Genomic DNA, 16,515 nt, shown 5'->3' with positions numbered 1-16,515 from the left:
GCGGCTTTTTATTAGAATATTAAGGTCTTAAAAACTTATGGTTTAAAAGAATAAGTGTATTACGCTAAATACTATAGCTGCAAGTGTTGCTGATACCGGAATGGTTAAAACCCATGCCCATAACAAACTTACTGTAACTCCCCAGCGTACTGCAGAAACCCTTTTTAACAAACCAACACCAACAATAGAGCCAGTAATGGTATGTGTTGTAGAAACCGGGATACCGAAGTGCTCAGTGATACCTAAGGTTACGGCGCCAGCAGTTTCAGCTGCAACACCTTCAAAGGCGTTTACTTTAGTGATTTTCGAACCCATAGTCTTTACAATTTTCCATCCACCACTCATTGTCCCTAAGGCAATGGCAGCATAACAGGAAATTGGAATCCACTCTGGCATTGCATCGCCAGTGTGTAAAACGTTACCTGCAACCATAGCTACGTAGATTATACCCATAACTTTTTGAGCATCATTACCACCATGAGTGAAACTCAAGGCTGCAGATGAGATCAACTGCAGACGTTTAAACCATTTTTCTGCCACAGAAGGACGGGCATTTTTTGAAATGTGCAGGATGATGATTGAGATAATCACCGAGATCACCATACCAATAACAGGTGCAAGTACAATAAATGCTACCACTTTTAATATTGGGGCAAGGTTAATGGCCGACATAACGCTAACACCTAAAGATGCTGCTTTTGCCATACCCGCTCCAGCGAAACCACCAATAAGGGTATGCGAAGAGCTGGAAGGAATACCAAACCACCATGTAAATAAGTTCCAGGTAATAGCGGCCAAAAGACCTGCTAAAATAACTTCAAGTGTAATAAAGTTCTCTATTACAGTTTTAGCAATGGTATTGGCAACTTTGTGATCAGTGAAATAAAAATATGCAGCAAAATTGAATATTGCAGCCCATAATACCGCCTGAAAAGGCGACAGTACCTTTGTAGATACGATGGTTGCAATAGAGTTTGCTGCGTCGTGAAAGCCGTTTATGTAATCGAAGGCAATAGCCAATACGATTACAACAACCAATAAAGTAGTTACCATTTTTTAGAGGTTTTAAGCGTTCTTTACCAAAATAGATTCCAGCACATTCGCTACATCTTCACATTTGTCAGTCGCCAACTCTAAGGTTTGCAATACTTCTTTTTGTTTAATCAACTCAATCGCGTTAGTTTCGAATTCAAACAAGCGTGCAATGGCAAGATTACAAACGTAATCAGCTTGATTTTCTCCACTGTTGATGCGTACACAGGCATCGGCAATAACGCGGATGTTTTTAAAGCTTCTTAATTCCTTAACCGCTTTCTCAAGATCGGTACACATTTCCACTAAAAGCTCAGCAAGTTTAATCATCGCATCGCCAATATGGGTTATGTTATACAGTTCTATATTACTAGCCGAAGCGTGGATATAATCTGCAATATCATCAATCGCACTAGCTAGTGCATGGATATCTTCCCTATCGAAAGGGGTGATAAAGTTTTTACTTAATTCAAGAAAAATCGAATGAGTAATGTCGTCACCAACATGCTCCAAACGCTCCACCTCTTTGATGTATTCTTTTCTTTTTTCAAGATCTGTTGCACTAAGTGCAAGCAATAAAGCCTGAGAGATTTTTAATACGTTGCTTCCCGCTTGCTCAAATAGTGGTTGGAATTTCTTGTCTTTCGGTGTAAAGAACTTAAAAATGCTATTCATATTAATTTAAAATATGGTGCAAAAGTATGAGTACAATGTTAAGTTAGTGTTAAGTGTTAACATATTTTTACAAATATATCGGACTGTTAGCCAATCTTTTCGAGTGTAAAGGCAAAGGTTGTCCCGATTTGTTGGGTGCTTCTTACGGATATAATTTGCTCATGAGCTTCTAAAATATGCTTTACAATGGCTAAACCAAGCCCTGTGCCGCCTTCTTCTCTTGATCTGTGAGAGTCTATCCGGTAGAAGCGTTCAAACAATCTGGCCAGGTGTTTTTCTTCAATACCTATTCCGTCATCTGTTACCTCAATTAAATACTGATCATGTAATTCGAATATTTTAACAGCTGTAGATCCATGCGCTTTCCCGTATTTTAAAGAATTTTGGATCAGATTGATCAATACCTGTCTGATTTTTTCACGATCGGCTCTTACAAAAGCGGGGTGGGTATATTTGTCTTTAAATGAAAGCTTAATATTTCTTTTGCTGGCGGTGTCTTCCAATCCCTCCATTACTTCCCTTGCAAGGGGAACAAAATCAAAGCGCTCATAATTAATCGGGATCTCGCCGGTTTCCAGTTTGGAAATCGAGTCCAGGTCGTTAATCAGGTAGCTCAGGCGTTCAACATTCCTTCCTGCCTTATTCAGAAATTTAGCTGCCATTTCCGGATCATCTGTTAAGCAATCCTGAAGGGTTTCTATATAGCCCTGGATGGCAAATAGCGGAGTTTTAAATTCATGAGATACATTGGATAGAAATTCTCTTCTAAATTGTTCCTGTTTTTTCAGGACTTCAATCTCCCTTTTTTTCTCTCCCGCCCATTCTTTTACTTCATGCTCCACATCATTAATAGGATCTGAGCTGACATATTCGCCCAAAGCATCTTTAAGATCTTTGCCTAATTTTAGGTTGTGGATCATTTTATAGATCAGCACTATTTTAGAATAGATGTATTTTTCGAGGAGATAGTAAAAGACAATATAGCTGGTAATAAAGGTTACTGCGAAAGAAACCAACATATAATACCAGTCCTGCTGGAAATAGAAATTTACCAGGCCTATAGAAAGACCTACTGCAACTGCAGCAATTAATACCAAAATACTTAATTTCATCCTTATAAATTTACTGTAAGAGTGTTGCTTACGCTGTGAGCAATTTACAAGATATATTTATAATTGTATACTAATTCTTTCCTTCCCATTCATTATAGAACTGTTCCAGGTAGAGCCGCATGAAATCATGGCGTTGTTGTGCGATTTTTTTTCCCGTTTCTGTCTTCATCAAGCCTTTGAGCAATAGTAATTTCTCATAAAAATGATTGATGGTTGGGGTGGTTGAGTTTTTATATTCCTCTTTACTCATATTGAGCTGAGGCTTTATCTCGGGATCATAAAGCACTCTGTTTTTATATCCGCCATAGGTAAAAGCGCGTGCTATTCCAATCGCACCAATGGCGTCTAGTCTATCGGCGTCCTGCACCACATCTAGCGCTGTAGATTTAAAGGTTACCACACCAAGACTTGCTTTGTAACTTAAATTCCTGATGATCTGCTGTACGTGATCAATAAGTTGCGGACCTAAGCCCAGCGTATTTAAAAAGTCTCCGGCCGTTTTTGGACCGATTTCTTCATCACCGTTATTGAATTTAGCATCGGCAATGTCATGTAGTAACGCTGCCAATGCCACTACCAGTGCATCCGCTTTTTCAACCGCATTAATGGCAATGGCATTTTTATAAACACGCTCTATGTGAAACCAGTCGTGGCCGGCTTCAGCACCTGCTAGGGTATCTTTAACAAATTGTACAGTTTTCTCAATGATAAGATCCATGAAATAGCTATGGGTTCTATACTGTTGGTTTAACAGGTCTTTCGTCTACAGGCCTTCTGCTGCCGTCATACAATTCGTATTCTAACATGCGACAATCCAGCTTACCATTATAAAATTCTACTTTGCGCTCGGCTTTTAAGCCAATCTTTTTAGCCAGATCAGGATTTCCGGTAAATATATAGCCGAAATAACCTTTGCAGGACTGCTTCATAAAGTCGCCCATACGTTTATAGGTTGCTTCCAATTTGGAGTGTACACCCAAACGTTCTCCGTATTCCGGATTAAATACCACCACACCTTTTCCGGTTTCAGGAACCTGAGTGTCGGCAAAATCACATACTTCAAAAGTAATCAATGTATCTACACCTGCAGTTTTAGCATTTCTGCGGCTCACATCAACAGCATCTTCTGATAAATCGGTAGCAACAATTTGCAGATCAACGTTTTTAATAACCTGATCTTTTAATATTCTGCGTTCATTAAAAAACACCTGTTCATCGTAGCCCATGATATGCATGAAGCCGTAGTTCATACGGAACAAACCGGGGCGACGGTTAGTGGCAATTAAAGCAGCTTCAATAGCTAAAGTTCCGGAACCACACATTGGGTTTATAAATGGAGATTTATGATCCCATTTGGTACTCATTACTACGCCTGCGGCCAGAGCCTCCAGCATTGGTGCTTTCCCCGGAATTTTACGATAACCATGTTTGGCCAAAGTTTCTCCCGAGGTATCAATGAATATATCAGCTTCGCTATCTTTCCAGTATAAATGGATCACTGCTTTGTTGGCGTCAGATCCTGAATTTGGGCGGATGCCTTTTTTCTCTTTAATCCTGTCGACAATCGCATCCTTTACCTTTAAGTTGGCAAAAAGTGGAGTGGTGATAGTTGGGTTATCCACATTTGAAGTTACTGAAAAATAGCCAGAAAAGTCGATTAGGTCTTCCCAGGGCATGTCTACCATTTCGCGATATAATTCTTCAGGGTTATTGGCTTTAAAGCTTTTCAGACAATATAAAATCTGGCTGGCACACCTTAAATTCAGGTTTAGCTTAATGCATTCTGACAAGGTGATGTTCAGTTCTACGCCTGTGGGGAAATCTCTTACAATTTCATAACCCAGGTCTTTAACTTCCCCTAATAAATAAGGAGAAAGGCGTTTATTGCAGGTTATAATAACCTTACTTTTTGTGTGGAAAACTTGCATAATATATTGTGCGAAGTTATCAATAAAAATATAGAGATTTGAACTTCGTAGTAGAATAAAAGAGTATTTGTTATGGAAATAAAAGGAAAAGTGCATGAAATCGGTGCATTACAGCAAGTGAGTGAGACTTTCAAGAAAAGAGACCTGATTATAGAATATGCAGAAAACCCTACTTATCCTGAATACATCAGGTTTGAGGCTTTACAAGATAAAACGGCTTTGTTTGATAGTTTAAAGCAAGGTGATGATGTAGAAGTTTCATTCAATTTACGTGGTCGTCCGTGGACTGATAAAGCCGGAAAAACATCTTATTTTAACAGTTTAGTAGTATGGCGTATCAATGCGTTAACAAATGGCGCAGCGGCAGCATCTACTCCAGCATACGCGCCACCAGCGGATTTAAACAGCGCTCCTGGCGAGGAAGATGATCTTCCTTTCTAAGAACTTTTTTAAAGTAAACAAATTTACCAGTATGCCGGAAATACCTTCCGGCATTTTTTTTGGATAAGAATTTAACTAGTATTCTGTGTCTTTATTCAAAATATTGTAAATCAAATATTTGGACCTTTGTTTTTGTGGAGGTTTACTCAATTAGCCTTGCCAATCCTGCTCCAGATTTCATAAATTTTTGCGCCTTTACTACTTAATCCACTATGGTGCCAATCGCCATTTTCCAGTTTGCCATCGAAATTTAATGAAGCGCCAACGCGACTGTTGTCCCGGGAAAAGAATTCGATGTGCTCTGTGTATTTCCCGTCTTTAAATGTATAGCTGCCACCGCCGGTTCCTGAAAACTGCTTTTTTTCCGGATCCATCGCTACCCATTGGAATTTGCTGCCGGTAAGTAGCTTGTAGGTCTGCCGACTACCCGTTTGATGGATAGGTGTAATTTTACCATCCTGCATTCGTCCTGTAATTCGCCAAACGCCAGCTAGCGGTGCCTGGCCCTCATCTACCCGTTGGAAATTTACCTGGCCTTGTGAAACGGATATGGATAGTTGATTGCCTGTGAAAGAGAATGGGACGTCGATTGCATTGCCAATCTTGGTAGAATCCATGCTGTTAAATAATACACGGGTAGAAATTACTTTATTATTTACTTCATAATTACCGCCATCCGAACCTATAAATTGATTGCCCTGCTGAATGGTATGAAAATAAAACCCATCCTGGAAGAAAATATAATGAAGCTTTTCGTCCTCATTAAACGTCCATGCTCCTTCTACCTGGGCAGGTGTTTGTGCTTTCAAATTACTAAAGGTGATCGTCAATGCAAGAATAGAGAATAAAAAAGTTTTCATAATTTCTATTTCAATAACGTTTAACATGGTGACTAAAGAGATAATAAATATAATGTTTATCCTTCACGACCGTGTTAAATTTTGTTAAATAAAGGGACTTTATGTGAACGCTTCTCTATTTTTGAGTAATCTATAATGAAGAAGAAGAGCCTTTGGCTAATTACCGGCCTCATGACCGTAGCGTTGCTAGGGGTGTTTGTAATGCAATTGTATTACATCAGGGAGGCTTATAATCTAAAATCTCAACTTTTTGAACAGGATGTAAAGCAGGCTTTAAATGCTGTCGTAAATAAGGTGCAAAGACGTTATGCGGCCACCCATATCACTAAAAAGGATTATGAAATCAGAAAAGAGCGTGAGCGCGATTTCAGAGACAAAGCACAGCAGATCGTTGATTTTAAGGAACGCTACAAGGAGAAAGAAGCTAAGCGGAAACGTGAGCAGCAAAAGAAGATTATAGCCAACCTGAATATGCGGGATAGTATGGTTAGGGCAAATTTCCTTAAGCCGGAGCTGATCAGTGAAGAGGTATATCAGGAAATCTCAAATGTAAACCATAAAGGAAGCCCCTCTCTGCAGGTGCAGGTCGATTTCGGTATTGATGCTTTTGGTAACGTACGTGGTAATGTGAATCAAACGGTTGTTTCCAAAAGGATTTCTACCTTTAGCATGGCGCCCGATCGTTTGGCCGACAGCATCAGGTATCTTGCGTATAATCCTCAAAATCTTAATCCGATAACCATAACGCTTGAAAGGGTAACGCCTGATCTTGCACTCAAGTTTAATATTGAAGATAAGATTGCTATTCAGAAATATAATGAAGGGCTGAAAGAGCTGGTGGAAGATACCGTGGTTTTGGAAGGGAATAATTTAAACTACCTGGAAGATGTGGCTAAAGAAATGCGCCAGGTATATGTGCCCATCAATCAGCGGGTGTCAAGAGATGTTTTAGATACAATCATAAAGAAGGAGTTGCTGGACAGGAATGTAAACTTAAACTACGATTTCTGGTTAAAGCTGGCGAATAAGGACTCAGTTCTCTATCAGAAAGCCTCAAATCTTTCGACAGATATTCTGCCCCAGAATACTTATCGGACAACCTTGTTCAGTAATGAGATTTTCCGTGATCCGGGGATGTTGTATTTGTATTTTCCCAATAAAAATTCTTTGATACTTAGCAATATGTGGTTCACCATGGCCTCTTCTGCAGGATTGTTGCTGGTGTTGATCTTTATTTTTGCTTATACCATTTATGCTATATTGAAGCAAAAGAAGATCTCTGAAATGAAGAATGATTTTATCAATAACATGACCCATGAGTTTAAAACCCCGGTGGCTACCATTATGATTGCCAGTGAGGCATTGAAGGACCCGGAAGTCGTAGAAGATAAAAGCAGAATTAGTAGACTTGCAGGGATTATTTACGATGAGAATGTACGTTTAGGAAATCATATAGAACGTGTTTTAAGTATTGCGCGACTAGAAAAGAAAGAGCTGAAGCTGGAACAACGTGAAGTAAATATTCATGATCTGATCGCTGCGGTTGTAGATAGTATGAGCCTGCAGTTGCAGAAAAAAAATGCAAAGCTAACCATGAACCTAAGGGCTTTACATCCGATTGTTTATGGCGACGAATTACATCTTTCTAACGTATTTTACAATCTGGTTGATAATGCAAATAAATATAGTGCTGAGGATCCTGAAATCACAATTGAAACAAGAAGCACTGATAAAGCGCTGATTATTGAGATTACAGATAAAGGAATTGGGATGACCAAAGAACACACTAAACGTATTTTTGATCAGTTCTACCGTGTGCCTACGGGCAACCTTCATGATGTAAAAGGCTTCGGACTCGGATTAAATTATGTACAGGATATTGTTGATCAAATGAACGGGACCATAAAAGTGCACAGTGAGAAGGATAAAGGAACTACATTTGAAATAAGTTTACCACTAAACCACAACTAATGAAAAGAATTCTATTGGTAGAAGATGATCCCAACCTTGGATTACTTTTGCAGGATTACCTTCAATTAAAAGGAAAGTTTGATGTCGTATTATGCGTTGATGGAGAAGAGGGGTTACGTGCATTCAGTAAACAGGAATTTGATCTTTGCATATTGGATGTGATGATGCCTAAGAAAGACGGCTTTACCTTAGGTAAGGAGATCAGAAAGATCAACCAGGATATTCCAATCATATTTGCTACTGCAAAAGCAATGATAGAAGACAAAGCCTCCGCTTATGATCTGGGTGGAGATGACTATATCACTAAGCCGTTTAGGATTGAAGAACTTTTGTTGCGCATCAATGCCTTGCTTAAACGTGTCGCGGTAAAAGAACATGTGGATCCCGGACCGGCACAGACGCAGTTTCAAATTGGCGATTATACCTTCGATTATACCACACAGTTGATTCATTATCAAGGCATGCAACAAAAGCTTTCTACTAAAGAAGCCGAATTGTTGCGTTTGCTTTGTATGAAAAAGAACGCTGTGCTTACCCGCGAAGAGGCATTGTTAAGCATATGGCATGACGATAATTACTTCAATGGTCGTAGTATGGATGTTTTTTTAAGTAAATTAAGGAAGTATTTAAGAGATGATCCTAAAGTAGAGATTCTGAATGTACACGGTAAGGGCTATAAGTTACTGGTCAATTAGAGTAACATCATTTTGATTAAACTATCCATATGTTTGCCCCACCTGCTCTTTAATTTAGTGAGCGCCTCTAAAACCCCTTTGTTGTCTGTTGATTTACCTTTTACTGGTGGCTTTATTTCTGCGGCGGGAATGGACTTATCTGCTACCGTTTTGGCAAACCAGGTGGTGTTATCATGCGGAAGCGCAACGCCAAGGATCATACCAGGTAGTCCGGTAAATGATTCCGGTCCTCCGGAAACAGGGATTTTATCGGTATAAAATGCAACTACATAAACTGAATCCATGATAACAGCATTTGCTCTGCGACACTCGTAACCTGCAATAGTGCGCATTTCACTGGTCAGTTTCCAATTGATTTTCCTTGTACTATCTTTTACCAGGAAGGTCTCCTCAAAAAACGTCTTTTCTGTGGTGAAAGTGTTTGTGTTCAGGTCTGTATAGGTAACGTTTGGCTGTTCTCCGCTGGGGCCAAACATACCTCGGCTATTCTCTTCGGCAACAGGTTTAAAAAACGTCTTGTTCTCTGAAAACGTAAGAGTGCTTTTGAGTATTTTAAACTGTGGTATTGATTTTTTAAAATCATCAAAGGAGCCGCCCAACATGCTTCCTCCCGCCAAAGATTTTTTAAGAGCTGCGTGCTGATTGATGCTTTTTTCAAATTCTATGACACCACTAAAGGTAAATCTTGCATTTTGAGCAAATAGGCTATTCATGCTGAAAATCAGGGCTGCGAGTAAGATGAATCGTGTTTTCATTGTGTTTTTTATTATAATCCGCCCATTTTATTAAAGTCCCAAGTTAAGGACAGCATAAAATAACGTTGAATAGTGGTGTAATTGCTTTGATTAATGGTGTTGTTGTAAACTGACCTGCTGAATCCGGAATTTTGGTTGAGCAAATCTTTCCCTGTTAACGAAAGGTTCAGGCTTTCTGTTTTCAGGAATTTTTTATTGATCGATGCATTCCATATCAATCGGTTCTGCGAATCCTTAAAAGCTTGACTTTTACCCGTGTACTGATAGTCTCCATTTGTATTGAGTTCTATTTTACCGGGTAGGCGCAGCATAAGATCGAAATTCCCATTTGCTCCATAGCTGTCGTTGTTGGTCTGTACTCCAAGTAAAGAAGTGCTGGAAGTATTATAACTTGGGATTAATGATAACATGATCTCATATTTTTCATTGTGCCTCTGTATGCGTGGGCCAAATGAGTAGTTAAAAGATTTTGATGTATTTAATGAATTGTTAGATATGTTATAGCTGTAGTTGCCACTCATATTGGCTTCGATATTCAGGTGTGTTTTTTTGATTTTTCTACCAGTTGATACATTTAACTGAAAATTTATAGGCGTCTTATCGCTTAGATTTATGCTCTGGATAGTAGTTTTACCAGCCTCATCAGTAATTGTATTGCTTGTAATGGCATCGGAGGTAAAACCAAAACCACCGTTTATCATGAGTATCTGCTCGCTGAGGATCTTAAATGAATGATAAGAAAGGCTAACATTGTTATTAAATGCTGGTTTTAAATTGGGGTTACCCAAAACGATGTATAGTGGGTCTGTATTGGCTCTGTATGGCTGAATCTGTTCTATCCCTGGCTGCTGGGTGGTGCCGTTGTAATTAACCCGCAAGGCAGTAGCTCTTGAAATGCTATAGGTGTAATTTACCTGGGGACTCCAGTTTATAAAGTTTCTTTTTAAGGTACTGTCCTGATAGATGTCATATTGCTTAAAGCTTACGGCAGTAAGTCGGGTGCCAAAATTAACGGTCGATTTGTCTTTCCTATAAATGAAGTTAAGTCCGCCATTATTAGTCAACTGGGCGAGTTTGAAGTTGTTGCTGTATTGGCGGTCCAGATTCTGGTATTCGCCTTCTGTGTTCTTGTTGAAGGATTTTTTATCTGAGCGGCTGTTGTTCAGACTTAACCCGTAATTAAGCACAAGAGAAAGGGTTTTTGAGATAGGCTCGGAATAAGTTGTATTTGTATTAAATGAAGATTTTAACGTATTGTTTGTTTTTAGTTGATCTACATAGGCGATACTGTCCTGTTGGTCTTGCTCATCGAAGAACTTATTTGTCGAATTTAGGTAGCCTGTACCGGTGGTTTGATTAAGGGATTGCTTAAAGTTTACTGATACTGTTCTTCCCGTCTTTCTGAATTTTTTGGTCCATAATGCAGTGGTATTAAATCCTTTGTCATCCCCCTCATTGTTAATTGTTCTGGTGCCTTTGTTTAAAAAGGTGTTGTCTTCTCTTTGGGTTGAAGATTCGTAAATGTCTGTTGAATTGCTGTTTTTTAACGATCCGCTTACAGAGACTTTAAGTGTTGAGCTGGAGTCTATTTGCATGGTCATTGTTCCGTCCAGTTTCTGGTTGAAAGAGAAGCTATCGGATTTCTGGTTGGAGGCGGCGGTATTTGTTTTGCCTGGCAGCGCGTTTATGCTTAGACTATTGGTTTCTCCTTCAGTATTAACAGAATTCAACTTGTAATTGGTATTAATACCGTACTTGTCTTTCCATTTATTTTCGTAATGCAATCCTCCGGTTCTGGTTACAGAGATTCCGGTTCCTCCTCCACCCATACTAAAGTCATCTCCGCCATCCATTGAGATCATCATCCCTCCGTCGTCTGAATAGTCAACGCTGCCAAAAGATATATTGTAGCCCATAGGTTCATTGGTGTTTCCTATTGACCCATATGCGGCATATTTCTGTTTCCCTTTAAAAACATTTACTGTGGCCTGGTTCTGGTAAAAGTCCTTCGTGCCAATTCCCGATTTTAGCTTTCCGAAGTAACCATTCTTTTTATCTTCCTTTAATTTAAGGTTGATGGTTTTTGATTTTTCTCCGTCATCTATTCCTGTAAAGGTTGCCTGATCACTTTTCTTGTCGTAAAGTTGTACCTTATCAATCATATCGCTACGCAGATTTTTAGTAACCAGGGTTGGGTCGTCGCCAAAAAACTCTTCCCCATCTACAAGTACCTTGTTTACCTTTTGGCCTTGTGCGGTGATTTTTCCATCCTTGTCTATCTGGATTCCTGGTAATTGCTTTAAAAGGTCTTCCACCTTAGCGTTCGGTTGGATGTTATAGCTGCCGGCATTAAACTCCGTGGTGTCACCCTTTATAGTGATTGCTGCTGATTTGCCTTTTATAATTACCCCTTCTAACAGCGTTGATTTCAGCATAAGGTTAACACTTCCGAAATCTTTAGCAGGATTAATGGTGTCCAGTGTGAAATTCTCCGCGTAATCTGCATATCCGGGATAAGTAACCAATAAAATAAACTTGCCAGAGCGTAGGTTGTTGATCGAAAAGGAGCCTTCATCGTTCGCTCTGGTGTATTTTACCAGCGTAGAATCTTTTTGATTCAATAGTGTTATGGTGGTGTTGACCAGTTTATAAGTGGCCATGGTATCAATTACCGATCCTTTAATGGTGTAAGGGCGTTGTGCAAACGAAAGCATGGTGTTACATACCATTAAGAGGGCTAAATAAGTCAGTTTCATTATGGGGATTTTGCTGGGATAAAGCTATAATTTAAAATTCTATGAACATATGACTCATATTGTTAAAATTTGTTAAAGAAGTGGGAAAATAAATTAACCTAATTATTGTTTACTTTTATAAAAGCAATTAACACGATTAAATTGTCTCTATGAAACTCAAACTTCCTTCTCTACATTCGTTATGGTTAAGCTTCCTTAAGGTTGTTTCTCGTTTTCCTTTGCAGGTTCTGGTGGCAGTAGCAGCTACTGTGGCATGTTGTATCCTTGTTGATACCAATAGGAAAGCCGAAGAACACCTGGTTCTATTTATTGCGGTATGTAACCTGGCTTTGACCTTGTTGCTCACCGCAGATTTGTATGCCGAAGCAAATCAACTAAAAAATGCGAAAAGATGGGGATTGCGACTAATAGCGGTACTGATCTGTACTGCCTTGTATTTCGTGTTAAATCCAACTTTTTATCTGGCGGATGTTTACCGGATCGCACTACTTGCTTTCGCTTTTCATTTGCTTGTAGCCTTTGCTCCATTTATAAATAAGGGAAGTGTTAACGGTTTCTGGCAGTATAATAAATCCTTGTTTTTAAGATTTCTTACTTCCGGATTGTACGCTGGAGTACTTTTTGTCGGGCTGGCAGTAGCGCTTCTTGCTATTGATGGCTTATTTAATGTGAAGATTGGCTGGGAAACCTATATGCGTTTGTTTTCAGTGGTGACGGCAGGGTTTATGACCATCTTTTTTCTTGCAGGTATACCTGACAATTTTGAAGCACTGGATAAGGATGAAAGTTATCCTAAAGGGCTTAAAATATTTACCCAGTATGTACTGATCCCTCTAATGTCTATCTATCTGGTGATTTTATTGGTGTATGAAGCTAAAATCATCATCAATTGGGAACTGCCTAAAGGGCTTGTCTCCATGCTTATATTAGGTTATGCCGTTTTTGGGATTCTTTCTTTATTGCTCGTTTATCCCATCAAGGAAAAAGAAGGAAACGGCTGGATGAAGTTTTTCTCCAGGTTCTTTTATGTGATGATGATTCCATTAGTGCTGCTGTTATTACTTGCGGTTTGGAAAAGAGTAGGCAATTATGGTATTACTGAGTCCAGATACATCCTTATTATATTGGCGGGCTGGCTGACCTTAATTACTGCCTATTTTCTGTTTAGTAAAAGACAAAACATCAAAATTATTCCGGTTAGTTTATGTGTGCTTGCATTGTTGGCGACTTACGGACCACAAAGTGCATTTTCTGTGTCTAAGTATTCGCAAATAGCCAGGTTAAAAAAGTTGATGGCTTCTACTAAAGAAAAGGACATTGAACAGCGTGGAGAGGTGGTCGATTATTTGGTAGATCGACATGGTTTAAGTGCTCTGCAGCCTTTTACCAAGGTGAATCTAACTGCGCTGGAGGATAAAATTGAGCAAAAGGACACGACTCAATCCCGCTATTCCATTAAAAGCAGTAAAACGGATACAGCCTATGCTTTACTTCAGCTAAAAAGGGAGCGTCGTAGTTTTATGGATAACCTCAATTTTATGCCTTTGGAGGAGAATCTGGTATCTGTTAAGGGCTATGATTATTTCATTCCTATTGAAAATTATACTCAGCAGCAGACTTTGAAAATAAATAACCTGCCTGTTTTTGTGGAAAAGGAAAGTCAAACCGGAAAGCTCAGGGTAAAGATCGGAGTATGGCAGGGTGAATTTGATCTGCAGAAGTTGGCGATAGCCGCAGTTGAGCAATTTAAACAGGGTAAATTAAAAGCGCGACCTAATGGGGGACGAGCTTATTTTCTGCCTCAGGACTCCCTTTCCTTAACGCGAAATCTGGGCAACTACGAGGTGAAACTGGTGTTGTTATCACTCAATACTTCTGATAATACAAGTGATCTGGAAGAGTTTTACAGGTTCCTAAATTACAATGGTTACCTGCTAATTGGGGTAAAGTAGTCAATTCTTGTTAGCTTTGCAGTATGCTGAATTCAGAAACTGCTAACCCCGCTGAGCTTGCGGCCAGATTTGTAAACTATACCTCTAAACATATTTTCCTTACCGGAAAAGCGGGTACGGGTAAAACTACTTTTCTTAGGCGTTTAATAGACCTGACGCATAAAAAGGCTGTAATTGCTGCGCCAACAGGTATTGCTGCCATCAATGCAAACGGGGTAACCATTCACTCTTTATTTCAGCTTCCCTTTGGGGCTTATTTGCCTAAGCAGCCTGCTGCTGATGGCGACCATTACAATCAGCAATACAATACACCTAAGTCAATTGTGCGCCATTTAAACATGACTGCTGCCAAGCGTAAAGTGTTGATGGATATGGAATTGTTGATTATTGATGAGGTCAGTATGCTTCGTGCGGATCTGCTGGATGCTATTGATATGGTGCTGCGGTACATTAGAAGAAACAATACAGCAAGCTTCGGCGGTGTGCAGGTTTTGTTCATCGGCGATTTGCACCAGCTACCCCCGGTAGTGAAATCTAATGAGTGGACCATGCTTGCTCAGTTTTATAATAGTGCTTATTTTTTCGATGCGCATGCATTACACCATGAGCCACCAGTTTATATAGAGCTGGAGAAGATATACCGACAAGCAGATAATGTGTTCATTAATCTGTTGAATAATTTAAGGAACAATGAGGTGACAGCTGAGGATGTGGCTTTGTTGGAAAAATATTATCAGGCTGATTTTAAGCCTTCCTTAAATGAGAAATATATTACGCTGACTACGCATAACAATAAAGCGGATACCTTGAATAAGCAGCGCCTGGAAGAGCTTAAGGATGTCGCTTATCTGTATATGGCTAAGGTTGAGAATGAGTTCAGCGAATATGCCTACCCGGCAGAGCATATCCTGGAGCTTAAAATAGGCGCTCAGGTGATGTTCATTAAGAACGACCCTACAGGCGAACAGCGCTTCTTTAATGGTAAAATTGCAACTGTTGTTGCGCTTAAACCGGATATGATTGAAGTGCAGACTGAAGGTAACAATGAAAAGATTGTACTGGAAAAATATAAGTGGGAGAACATCAGGTATACTACGGATAAAGTAACAGGTGAGATCAAAGAAGAACTGATCGGTACTTTTACGCAGTATCCACTTAAATTGGCCTGGGCCATTACGGTGCATAAAAGTCAGGGTTTAACATTTGATAAGGCGATTATAGATATTGGCAATGCTTTTGCGCCCGGACAAATCTACGTGGCACTATCCAGGTTAAGATCTTTAGATGGGTTGGTACTGACCTCCCTTATTTCGGGCTCCGGCATCAGGCAGGATCAGAACGTAACGTTTTTCTCCAAGAATAAACAGGACCCATCAGCGCTGGAAGGTAGGATTCAACATGAAACGGAAACTTTTTTGAGGTCTTACCTGCTTCAGTGTTTTGACTTAACTCCCCTTGATAATTATGTATACGAACACGTGCATTCTTATACAAAGGATATTAATAAATCGGCCAAGCAAAAGCATGTAAAATGGGCTGCGCAGCTGTTAAAAGATCTGAGTGAAGTAAAGGGAAATGCCAATAAGTTTTTAGCGCAGATTAGGAGGTTGTATGAGGATAAATCTGAAGCAGGCTTACAGACCCTGCTCGACAGGGCAACTGCTGCCGAGAATTATTTTAATCCCTTGCTTTCGGGGTTCTCTAGAAGGATATTTGAGCGTATGGAACTGGTAAAACAGGATAAGCAGGTGATTGCCTTTTTAACCGAGTTACTGGAAATGGAAGCCTTATTCTATGAACAAGTGAAGAAAATCCGCAAGGCTACCGCTTTACTGAGTGCCACCATTAGCGGGAAAGAGTTCACCAAGAAGGATGTAAATGCCTTGTTGAGTCAGGCAGAAAGGGCTGCACAGATGGAGACCGTATTTGCGATGCCGGGTAAGCTTGATTTTACGGAGAAAAAGGGTAAAGCCACTAAATCCGGGACAGCTGCTAAAGCGAAAGCACCAAAGAAAGAGAAGGAGCCTAAGGTAGATACCAAAGAACTGTCGTTAACGCTGCTTAAAGAAGGGAAGACCATTCAGGAAATTGCGGAGGAACGCAAAATGGTGGTTGGAACGATTGAAGGGCATTTGGCACATTATGTAGCGCAGCAAGAGATTTCGGCCAAAGATATTATTGGCGCTAAAAAACTGAGCAAGATTCTTGACGCCATAAAGGAATTAAAAACCCTGCAGATGAATCCTATAAGGGAGCGTTTAGGCAGGGATTATTCATTTGGCGAAATTAAGATCGGTGTGGCAGCGCATCTGGCCGAAAGAGATTAAAGGTTGGGGCT

Annotated in this window: 13 protein-coding genes; 5 read left to right on the top strand and 8 right to left on the bottom strand. The window is 39.8% G+C overall.

The window, feature by feature from the left end:
- Positions 1-42 precede the first annotated feature (42 nt).
- From B9A18_RS06575 to B9A18_RS06555, 5 genes are all read right to left on the bottom strand, one after another.
- The gene (locus tag B9A18_RS06575) at positions 43-1,053 is read right to left on the bottom strand and encodes an inorganic phosphate transporter (protein WP_084288389.1); all 1,011 of its coding nucleotides are present in this window, start codon (positions 1,051-1,053) and stop codon (positions 43-45) included.
- 12 nt (positions 1,054-1,065) lie between these two features.
- Positions 1,066-1,707, bottom strand: a complete 642-nt coding sequence (locus tag B9A18_RS06570; protein ID WP_200816318.1) for a DUF47 domain-containing protein — start codon at positions 1,705-1,707, stop codon at positions 1,066-1,068.
- Between the two features lie 86 nt (positions 1,708-1,793).
- Positions 1,794-2,819 carry a sensor histidine kinase gene (locus B9A18_RS06565; protein ID WP_084288385.1) on the bottom strand — a complete coding sequence of 342 codons (1,026 nt, stop codon included), beginning with the start codon at positions 2,817-2,819 and terminating at the stop codon, positions 1,794-1,796.
- Between the two features lie 70 nt (positions 2,820-2,889).
- Positions 2,890-3,537, bottom strand: coding sequence for an HD domain-containing protein (locus B9A18_RS06560; RefSeq protein ID WP_084288383.1), 648 nt, complete (start codon positions 3,535-3,537; stop codon positions 2,890-2,892).
- Between the two features lie 16 nt (positions 3,538-3,553).
- On the bottom strand, positions 3,554-4,747 hold the full coding sequence (locus B9A18_RS06555) for a THUMP domain-containing class I SAM-dependent RNA methyltransferase (protein WP_084288381.1): 1,194 nt from the start codon (positions 4,745-4,747) through the stop codon (positions 3,554-3,556).
- Between the two features lie 72 nt (positions 4,748-4,819).
- Here B9A18_RS06555 and B9A18_RS06550 point away from each other — a divergent pair, with 72 nt between their 5' ends.
- Positions 4,820-5,188 (top strand): DUF3127 domain-containing protein, encoded by a 369-nt coding sequence (locus B9A18_RS06550; protein ID WP_084288380.1) that lies wholly within the window; start codon positions 4,820-4,822, stop codon positions 5,186-5,188.
- A gap of 146 nt (positions 5,189-5,334) precedes the next feature.
- Here the strand turns inward: B9A18_RS06550 and B9A18_RS06545 are convergent, their stop codons facing one another.
- A complete protein-coding gene (locus B9A18_RS06545; RefSeq protein WP_144009413.1) occupies positions 5,335-6,048 on the bottom strand; it encodes a membrane or secreted protein in 714 nt (237 codons plus the stop codon).
- A gap of 135 nt (positions 6,049-6,183) precedes the next feature.
- Between B9A18_RS06545 and B9A18_RS06540 the strand changes: the two genes are divergently transcribed.
- Both B9A18_RS06540 and B9A18_RS06535 read left to right on the top strand, forming a co-directional pair.
- Entirely contained in the window at positions 6,184-8,019 is a 1,836-nt protein-coding gene (locus tag B9A18_RS06540; protein WP_084288376.1) for a sensor histidine kinase, read from the top strand.
- Complete coding sequence (locus B9A18_RS06535; RefSeq protein ID WP_084288374.1) at positions 8,019-8,714, top strand: response regulator transcription factor; 696 nt, start codon at positions 8,019-8,021, stop codon at positions 8,712-8,714. The genes B9A18_RS06540 and B9A18_RS06535 overlap by 1 nt, the downstream gene beginning before the upstream one ends.
- On the opposite strand, the gene B9A18_RS06530 is transcribed toward B9A18_RS06535, so the two are convergent.
- Positions 8,711-9,469: a GLPGLI family protein gene (locus B9A18_RS06530; protein WP_084288373.1), complete on the bottom strand. Its 759-nt coding sequence runs from the start codon at positions 9,467-9,469 to the stop codon at positions 8,711-8,713. The genes B9A18_RS06535 and B9A18_RS06530 overlap by 4 nt on opposite strands.
- An 11-nt stretch (positions 9,470-9,480) precedes the next feature.
- Positions 9,481-12,225 carry an outer membrane beta-barrel family protein gene (locus B9A18_RS06525; protein ID WP_084288371.1) on the bottom strand — a complete coding sequence of 915 codons (2,745 nt, stop codon included), beginning with the start codon at positions 12,223-12,225 and terminating at the stop codon, positions 9,481-9,483.
- A 149-nt stretch (positions 12,226-12,374) separates the two neighbouring features.
- Between B9A18_RS06525 and B9A18_RS06520 the strand changes: the two genes are divergently transcribed.
- Entirely contained in the window at positions 12,375-14,177 is a 1,803-nt protein-coding gene (locus B9A18_RS06520) for a DUF4153 domain-containing protein (RefSeq protein WP_084288369.1), read from the top strand.
- Between the two features lie 23 nt (positions 14,178-14,200).
- A complete protein-coding gene (locus B9A18_RS06515; protein WP_084288367.1) occupies positions 14,201-16,504 on the top strand; it encodes a helix-turn-helix domain-containing protein in 2,304 nt (767 codons plus the stop codon).
- The last annotated feature ends 11 nt before the right edge of the window (positions 16,505-16,515 follow it).

The sequence above is a fragment of the Pedobacter nyackensis genome, from assembly GCF_900176505.1.
GTDB classification, from domain to species: Bacteria; Bacteroidota; Bacteroidia; order Sphingobacteriales; family Sphingobacteriaceae; genus Pedobacter; species Pedobacter nyackensis.
Note: the sequence above shows the minus strand (reverse complement) of the source record. Positions and strands in the feature narration are given on the sequence as shown.